The following is a 7979-nucleotide window of genomic DNA, read 5'->3' as shown; positions in this document are numbered from 1 at the left end:
GGACCGGCCACTACCGTGCTGCCATGACCTTGCCTGCACCCACACCCGGCCGCACCGCACTCGTCACCGGCGCCTCCTCCGGCATCGGCGCCGAGATCGCCCGCGAGCTCGCCGCGCGTGGCCATCACGTCACGCTGGTCGCCCGGACCACGGCAAAGCTCGAGTCACTCGCCGAGGAGCTGAGCGCCACGGGCGGCAGCGCGGCCGTGCTGACGACCGACCTCTCCGACCGGGCAGCACGCGCCGGGCTGGCCGCGCGCGTCGAGGCGCTCGGCCTGGTGCCCGACGTGCTCGTCAACAATGCCGGACTGTCGACCCTCGGACCCGTGAGCTCCTCCGATCCCGAGGCAGAGATGAACCTGGTCGAGGTCGACGTGACAAGCGTCGTCGATCTGTGCAGCCGATTCCTACCTGGGATGGTCGAGCGCGACCGAGGAGCCGTGCTCAACGTCGCCTCGACCGCCGCGTTCCAACCGCTCCCGGGCCAGGCGGCGTACGGCGCGGCCAAGGCGTTCGTGCTCTCCTACACCCAGAGCCTGGCCGGCGAGCTGCGCGGCAGCCGCGTCACCGCTACCGCGCTGTGTCCGGGGCCGGTGCACACCGGATTCGGCGAGCGCGCCGGGTTCGCCAAGGAGGACGCCGAGGCGGCACTGCCCGCGGTGATGTGGATCGACGCCGCGGAGGTCGCGCGGGTCGCCGTCGAGGCCATGGACCGGGGACGCCTCGTGGCCATCCCCGGGAAGGTCAATCGCCTGGCCGCATCACTCGCCCAGATCACTCCGCGCAGCCTGTTGCTGCCGGTGCTGGCGAAGAATCACCCCGGCCTGAAGTGAGCCCGCCTGTCCGAGCTCAGGCCTTCGGCGGCAGCGAGCGCGCGTAGCCGACGCCGATCTCCAGCCTGCCCGCGAGCTCGTCGTACGCCATCGTCTCCCTTCGTCGACGTCGCGCCGAAGATGGCGCCGAGTGCGGACGGGAGACCAGAGCCGCGGCCCAGCCGCTACTCTGCGGACCGTGTCGATGCTCCGGAATCTGATCAGCCCTGCGTTCCATGCATTGCACCGAGCCGTCGAGTGGGCCGGTGAGATCACGCCGGGCACCCGCGCCTCCCGGGGCTTCGCACACTTCGGCGAGAAGAGCCTGATCGCCTTCCCGCAGGCAACCATCCTCGGCGAGCGCGGCATCCTGATCGGGAGCGAGGTGCTGATCGGTCGACACTGCACCCTGGCCCTCGGCTACGGCCCCGGCGACCATCCGCTGCCCGAGCGCGGCCTGGCCTTCGGCGACCGTTGCGTGGTCGGCGCGAACAGCACCTTCACCGCTCACGAGAGCATCGAGATCGGCGACGATGTCTGGTTCGGCCAGTCGGTCTTCGTCTCCGACGCCAGCCACGGCTACCAGGACCCCGACGCGCCGATCGGCCGACAGCTGGGTCGACACCAGCCCGTGCGGATCGGCTCCGGATCGTGGATCGGCCACGGCGTCGTGGTGCTGCCCGGCACGACGATCGGGCGCAACGTCGTGGTCGGCGCGGGCTCCGTCGTACGCGGTGACGTCCTGGACCACTCGATCGTGGCCGGAGTCCCGGCCCGCGTCGTACGACGCCTCGAGCCGGGGGTCGGATGGGTCGGGAAGCGTCCCGACGACGTCCGCCCGATCTGGTCGGCCGAGGAGATCGCCCGCTTCCTGTCCTGAGGGCGAGCCCCCAACGGTGAGCGCGCTCACTGTTGGGCCCACCTGAACCGAGCTCCCCACCGAGGCGGCTCCGGAGGGCTGAGCACCTAGGACGTCGAGAAGGCCGGCCCGCCCCTGCGGGGTCGACGTGCCCAGATCGCTCTTCGGCAGGGCCTCAGCCCGTTCGACGGCGGCGAGCCACGAGTCGGTGGTGGCGACCGCGGCGAAGTTGGAGTGCAACAGGGCGAGGCAGCACGTCACGGCGGTCGCCCTCATCGACGTCCTTCCGGAGGCATCCGACGGGGCTGAGGAACAGAGCGCTGGCCGCTGGACCCACGCGGTTCTTCGACAAGGACGGCACCGCCGACCTGTTCTGCGCCGCGCTCCGCGCCGCCGCTACCTGGTCGCGGTGGGACCCGACCCTGGTCAGTCCTTCGGAACCGGGACTTCGCTGACCGGCGTGACCGTGCTCGTGCAGCGTTTGAAACCCGGCCAGAGGAACCTGTGGACGGCGTTGACGTCGTCGGCCTCGACAACCAGGAAGAGCGTGTGCTGGGCGTTGGCGCCGTAGCGACCGATCAGCTTGACGCCCTCGACCGTGGCGTCGAACAGCGAGTTGGAACCGCCCTCGTCCCGTGGGCAGAGCTCTGGACTGTGGACCTGCGTGATGTGGAACAGCACTGATCCTCCTCATGCGCCCGATTCGGTTTGTGCATTCCATGGTGGACCTCGCAGGCGGCCCCTGTCACTCGAATGGAAAATCGGTGCGCCGCAGTTCCTCGGAGCCCGGACGTCGACGGGCGACACCGGGTCCCCGTAAGCCACGTGGGACACCGCTGAACGCGGCACCAGGCGAGATGGCCGGAAGAACCAAACCGCCTCTGACCTGCGGAAACAGGTGAGAGGCGGTTCGTGTGATTCGGTCGGGCTGACAGGATTTGAACCTGCGACCCCTTGCCCCCGATGCGGTGACGACTGCTCTGCGTCGCCGCTTGCCGGTTTTTGACAGGTTGGGCTCTGACCTGCGCGAACGCTCCCGCTGCGGTGTCTACAGCGCTCGTTCGTGTTGGTCTCTTTTGACCTTTTTAGAGCCCTTGCGCCCACGTTTTCGGGCCATAAACGCGGCCTGGCTCGAATCTCGTTCGCAGCCCCACCAAGCACCAGAACCAACAACCCTCCGAAGCTGCCTCGAGTGAACTGAGCCATTGACACGAGTTGCCGTTTTCTGCTGGCAAGTGGCACTTGACCTGAACAAACGCCAGTTCCTAGCACCGTCGCATTGGCGATTGTTGACAGTCCTTGACGGAGTTTCTGGCCTGTTTCTGGACCTTCAAGTCCACGACAACGGCCCCTTTGGCGGCTCAGCTCTTCAATTGGCCCGGGTCGATGAGAGTCGCGCGATTAGGCGCCCCTGCGGGGACGGCCGGGCGGATCCGGACAACTACTTGGTGGGCACGTGATCAACTGCGCGATCAGTTGTCGACGGCCGCTACGGCAACGTGGATCCGGAGCCAGCGGCCCGAACGCCGAAATCGTCTCCCGGGGCGCCCTCCTGCGGGCCGGCGAGGGTCAGCGAGGGGCGCGGGCACGGCGTGGGCCGACCGGGACCAGTCCACTCGTGGCGGTGAGCCCGCCGTCCACCGGAATGGTCGTGCCATTCAGGTAGCCGAGTTCAGGTCCGGCCAGGGCGACGGCCACACCGGCTACCTCTTCGGGGGTGGCCGCCCGCCCGAGTGGCAGTCGCTCCGCATCCCGGTCCCCGACGCGTTCCACCATCGGGGTGGCGACGACGCCGGGCGCCAGGCAGTTGACACGGATGCCGTCTCTAATCAGGTCCACCGCCCAGGCGCGACTGAGTGCCTCGACGGCCCCCTTGGAGGCGGTGTAGGCATCACGTCGCGGCATGCCGGAGATGGCGGCCATGCTGGCGATCGTGACCACTGATCCACCCGGCCCCATCAACGGCGCAAACGCGCGGAGGCTGAGCATAGTGCCGGTGACGTTCACCGACCAGGTGCGTTCCCAGGTCTCGAGGGAGACGACCGAGTAGCGATCATCGGCCTGGTCCCAGATTCCTGCTGCGAGCACGAGCGCGTCGACCTGACGCTCGTCGAGCGTGGCTGCGGCAGCCGCCAGCGAGTCCGCGTCAGTGATGTCGCCGGAAACGATTCCCTCGCCGGCCTGCCTGTCGATACCCAGCACGTCCCATCCCCGGGCCCGGAAGAGACGCATGGTGGCCGCGCCGATCCCCGAGGCGGCGCCGGTGACCACCGCCAGTCCACCCGTTGAACGCGGGCCTGCGGTTGTCACCCGTGCGGCGTCCTGGTCCATGTCATTGCTCCGATCAGTAGGGGTCTCCGGCACGTCGATCACGCCGTCAACATATCCGTTGACACTCGCTCGGTCAACGATTCACCCCCGCCGCATCGCCGCCCGCGACTCGGTCAGTCCGCGGGAGGCCCAATGACTCATCCGGTCCGCAAGTCCCGGAGCCAGCACGGACAGGAGCTCGAACGCCGTGGCATGCAGTTCGTTGACCGCAATAGGACGGCACTCGATGGCACGGCGAACGCGCTCCGCTGCCTGATCCACGCTGAGCGCCGGAGCAGTGGCGAACTCGTCGGTGGGAGCGATCATGTCGGTCCGCACCAGCGGCAGCCGCACATTGGTCACCGTGACCCCCTGGTCGCGCATCTCCCGGGCCATGATCCGACCGAAGGCGTCCAGTGCAGACTTCGAGGCGATGTAGGCGGAGAAGAGCGGGCTGCGCAGCTGGACCCCTGCAGTGACCACGTTGACCACATGCCCCTCCCCCTGCGCCAGCATTGTGGGGACCAGACCCAGGGTGAGCCGCACGGCCCCGAGGTAGTTGATGGCCATGGTGCGCTCGAAGTCATGGGCCCGGTCATGGGAAACCGCGATGGAGCGTCTGATCGACCGACCTGCGTTGTTGACCAGCACGTCGACCCGACCCACGGAGTCGCGCACGTTGGTCACGAGTCGATCCACGTCGTCGGCACGAGTCAGGTCGCAGGCATGTGCCTCCACACGACCCGGCCCACCCCGAGTTGAGGTCACCAGGTCCTCGAGGAGCTCCGCCCGGCGAGCCACCGCGACCACAGTCCCGCCGCGCCCGACCAGGTCACGGACCACGCCGGCCCCGATCCCGGACGAGGCGCCGGTCACCAGAACCACCCGCCCGGCCACACTCCAGTTCGAGCCCAACCCGAGGAGTCTCATGAGCAGATCCACCCTTCCGTCCGACCGCCACTCTTCAACATATGTGTTGACAATAGCGCGGGACGGAGAAGCTGGCAGTAGCCCTGACCGTTATGCTGCCACCATGAGCAACGGGGACAATCCGAACGAGAGCGGCATCGGCCAGCGTCGCGTGATGGCGCGCGGCAACAAGAACGCGATCTATGAGGATCGCCGTGCGGAGATCATCACTGCCGCCGCCTCCCTGTTCCGCTCCAAGGGCTACCGCGGGACCAGCATCGCCCACATCGCGAAGGTCGTGGGGACCGACCGGGCATCGATCTACTACTACTTCAGCAGCAAGGAAGAGCTCTTCGACGTCCTCGTCACCGACGTCGTCAAGAACAACCTCAAGACCGCGGAGAGGATCCGCGCCTCGGACGCGCCCGCGCCGGAAAAGCTACGCACCCTGCTCGTCGGACTCATGGAGTCCTATGCCGAGCACTATCCGTTTCTCTTCGTCTACCTGCAGGAGAACATGGCGCACGTCGACCCCCAGCGCCAGACATGGGCCAAGGAGATGCGCCGAGTCAATCGCCGCTACGAGAAGGCGATCACCGACATCATCCGGGACGGCCAGAAGGACGCCTCTTTCCGCACGACCGGCGAACCGTGGGTGCTCGCCTACGGCGTGATGGGCATGATCAGCTGGACACACCGCTGGTTCAACCCACACACCTCTGAGGTCAATGCGACAAGTATCGGCGAGACGTACGCCGACGTGATCCTCTCCGGACTCACTACCTGATCCACTCGCCGTAACGCACCCTCGCCGTCGAGGGACGCTCGCCGCACTGGCCGGCCGATCGGCCCAGCCTGACGCATCGACGGGCGACTCTTCGGCGCCCGACCACGCCTACCCCAGCCGCAGGAATCAACATTTCTGTTGATAATTCTTACTCATGCCTTGACACGAGTAAGGAATGTGGCTCACATTACATACCTGGGCGGCGTCACAAGCACCGCGGCATCATGCCGAACGAATCAACACCCCTGCTGATACCCGTTCGATTGACCGTCGCCCTGCAGACCCCGGACCGCTCGGGGACATGCCCGCGGCGTCGGAAGGCGAGGCCGGGGCTCAATCGGAGAGGTGACACCGCATGAACCAGGAAGTCGACCTGCTGCAGAAGGTTCGGGACCTCGAGCCCATCGTCGAACGCGAGACGCTCCGCTGTCAGGAAGCCCACCAGATGACGCCGGAGATGGCCGATGCCCTCCAGGGGGCGGGTCTCTTCTGGATGAACGTCCCCCAGGAGCTCGGCGGCTTCGACGTCCACCCGCGCACCCGCGTCGAGGTCATTGAGGAGCTCTCCCGCCAGGATGGTTCGATCGGCTGGACCTACATGGCCATCGCCGGCTACATGGGCTACGTCAGTTGCGGTGTGGAGGACGAAGCGGCCAAGAACATCTTCAGCGACCCGGAGGTGAAGATCGCCGGGATGGCCAACCCTGTCGGCACGATCATCGACAAGGAGGACGGCACCTTCCAGGTCCATGGCAACTACAAGTTCGGCAGCGGCGTACCGCAGGCCGACTGGATCGCAGTCGGCGGCTTCGTCCAGGGCGGACCCAACGACGGCGAGAGCCTCTGTGCAGTGGTCCCGGTGGCGAACGCAGACCTCAAGGGGAACTGGAACCCGATCGGCCTGATCGGCACCGGCAGCGTGGACTACGACATCCCCGAGCAGTCGGTCCCGACGTCCTACTCCTTCAACGTCGGCAACTACCAGGCCAGGCGCGGCGGCCCGGCCGGGCGGATGGACTTCTTCTCCACCGCGATGATCTACCACTCCGCGGTCTGTCTCGGCGTGACCAAGCGCGCACTGGAGGAGATCGTCAAGGTGGTCGACGAGGGCAAGAAGCGTCCCAACGCCCCGCACCTGCGCGAGCAGCAGCTCTTCCTCCACGACTTCGCCCAGCACGAGGGCAAGTTCCAGGCGATCCGCTCCCGGCTGATGGAGCAGATGGAGGAGGCGTACGCCGCCGCGCAGAACGGTGACGCGCTTACCGAAGTGCAGGCCGGCCGTTTCCGCCAGACCGCATCGATCATCCACCGGATCGGCATGGATGCGATCGAGTTCGCCTACTTCTGGGGAGGCTCCGCCTCACTGCGCCAGCCCACCGTGCTGGGTCGCTGCATGCTGGACATGCATGCCCTCAACAACCACATCCTGGTGGACGCGACCAACTTCACCGATCCGGCGCTGATCCTGATGGGCGAATACCGCCGCTGAGCATCCGGCCAGCCCACCAGGGCGCCCTTCGCAGATCCCGGGGCGGGTGCGCCAGCGCACCCGCCCCCCACAACAGGAGGTGCACCACCATGCCCGATCCCGTCCGAATCCTCTGCCTCGGTGGCTCCACCCGTCCCGGCTCCAGCAGCGAGCAGGCACTGCGGGTGAGTGCCACCGCCGCCCGACGCCTCGGCGCTGAGATCGAGGTCATCGCCGGCCGCGACCTGATCCTTCCGATCTATGACACCGAGACCCGCGAGCGGCCAGCACTGGGCACCCGTCTGGTCAAGGCCGTCCGCCGCACTGACGGAGTGATCATCGCTTCCCCGGGTTACCACGGCTCCATGTCCGGGATGATCAAGAACGCCCTCGACTACCTCGAGGACCTGCGCAACGACGACCGTCCCTACCTTGACGGCATACCGGTCGGCCTCATCGCCGTCGCCTACGGCTGGCAGGCGACCGCCTCGACCCTGTCCGGCCTGCGCACCACCGTCCACGCCCTGCGTGGCTGGCCGACACCGCTGGGTGCTGCCGTGAACGCCTCCACCCCGATCTTCGGTGTCGAAGGCAACTGCGTCGACGACTCCGCGCGATTCCAGCTGGAGACCGTGGCGGAACAGGTGACCAGCTTTGCGCAGCAGCGTGCACACACCCGCTCCGAGATGTACCTCGGCGTGGGTTGAGCCCACCTCGGTCGACCAGGCACAACCAGAGAACCTAGAGGGGATTTCGCAACCATGCGCACCGGAATGTTCTTCCAACCAGCCTTCCCATCCACGCCCGTACTGCCCATGAACGAGGTGATCGAAC

Annotated in this window: 8 protein-coding genes; 5 read left to right on the top strand and 3 right to left on the bottom strand. The window is 67.1% G+C overall.

Annotated features, from left to right (window positions below):
• The first annotated feature begins 23 nt into the window (after positions 1–23).
• Positions 24–833, top strand: coding sequence for an SDR family NAD(P)-dependent oxidoreductase (locus NJ4_RS22740; RefSeq protein ID WP_067440969.1), 810 nt, complete (start codon positions 24–26; stop codon positions 831–833).
• 184 nt (positions 834–1017) lie between these two features.
• Positions 1018–1692 (top strand): acyltransferase, encoded by a 675-nt coding sequence (locus NJ4_RS27000; RefSeq protein ID WP_067440972.1) that lies wholly within the window; start codon positions 1018–1020, stop codon positions 1690–1692.
• Positions 1693–2097: 405 nt separating this feature from the next.
• Here the strand turns inward: NJ4_RS27000 and NJ4_RS22730 are convergent, their stop codons facing one another.
• The 3 genes from NJ4_RS22730 to NJ4_RS22720 all read right to left on the bottom strand — a co-directional run bounded on the left by NJ4_RS22730 (position 2098) and on the right by NJ4_RS22720 (position 4911).
• Positions 2098–2352 carry a DUF3303 domain-containing protein gene (locus tag NJ4_RS22730; RefSeq protein WP_067440967.1) on the bottom strand — a complete coding sequence of 85 codons (255 nt, stop codon included), beginning with the start codon at positions 2350–2352 and terminating at the stop codon, positions 2098–2100.
• Between the two features lie 888 nt (positions 2353–3240).
• Positions 3241–4044, bottom strand: coding sequence for an SDR family NAD(P)-dependent oxidoreductase (locus tag NJ4_RS22725; protein ID WP_157551304.1), 804 nt, complete (start codon positions 4042–4044; stop codon positions 3241–3243).
• A gap of 39 nt (positions 4045–4083) precedes the next feature.
• A complete protein-coding gene (locus NJ4_RS22720) occupies positions 4084–4911 on the bottom strand; it encodes an SDR family NAD(P)-dependent oxidoreductase (RefSeq protein WP_067440961.1) in 828 nt (275 codons plus the stop codon).
• A 103-nt stretch (positions 4912–5014) separates the two neighbouring features.
• Here NJ4_RS22720 and NJ4_RS22715 point away from each other — a divergent pair, with 103 nt between their 5' ends.
• The 3 genes from NJ4_RS22715 (at position 5015) to NJ4_RS22705 (ending at position 7852) form a co-directional block, all read left to right on the top strand.
• Positions 5015–5677 (top strand): TetR/AcrR family transcriptional regulator, encoded by a 663-nt coding sequence (locus tag NJ4_RS22715; protein ID WP_067440958.1) that lies wholly within the window; start codon positions 5015–5017, stop codon positions 5675–5677.
• A gap of 355 nt (positions 5678–6032) precedes the next feature.
• A complete protein-coding gene (locus NJ4_RS22710) occupies positions 6033–7166 on the top strand; it encodes an acyl-CoA dehydrogenase family protein (protein ID WP_067440954.1) in 1134 nt (377 codons plus the stop codon).
• An 89-nt stretch (positions 7167–7255) separates the two neighbouring features.
• Positions 7256–7852 carry an NADPH-dependent FMN reductase gene (locus NJ4_RS22705; protein ID WP_067440950.1) on the top strand — a complete coding sequence of 199 codons (597 nt, stop codon included), beginning with the start codon at positions 7256–7258 and terminating at the stop codon, positions 7850–7852.
• The last annotated feature ends 127 nt before the right edge of the window (positions 7853–7979 follow it).

The organism is Nocardioides jensenii JCM 1364 = NBRC 14755, assembly GCF_001552535.1.
In the GTDB taxonomy this organism is placed as follows: Bacteria; Actinomycetota; Actinomycetes; order Propionibacteriales; family Nocardioidaceae; genus Nocardioides; species Nocardioides jensenii.
The sequence above is the reverse complement of the archived record's forward strand: the minus strand, read 5'-3'. Positions and strand labels throughout refer to the sequence as shown.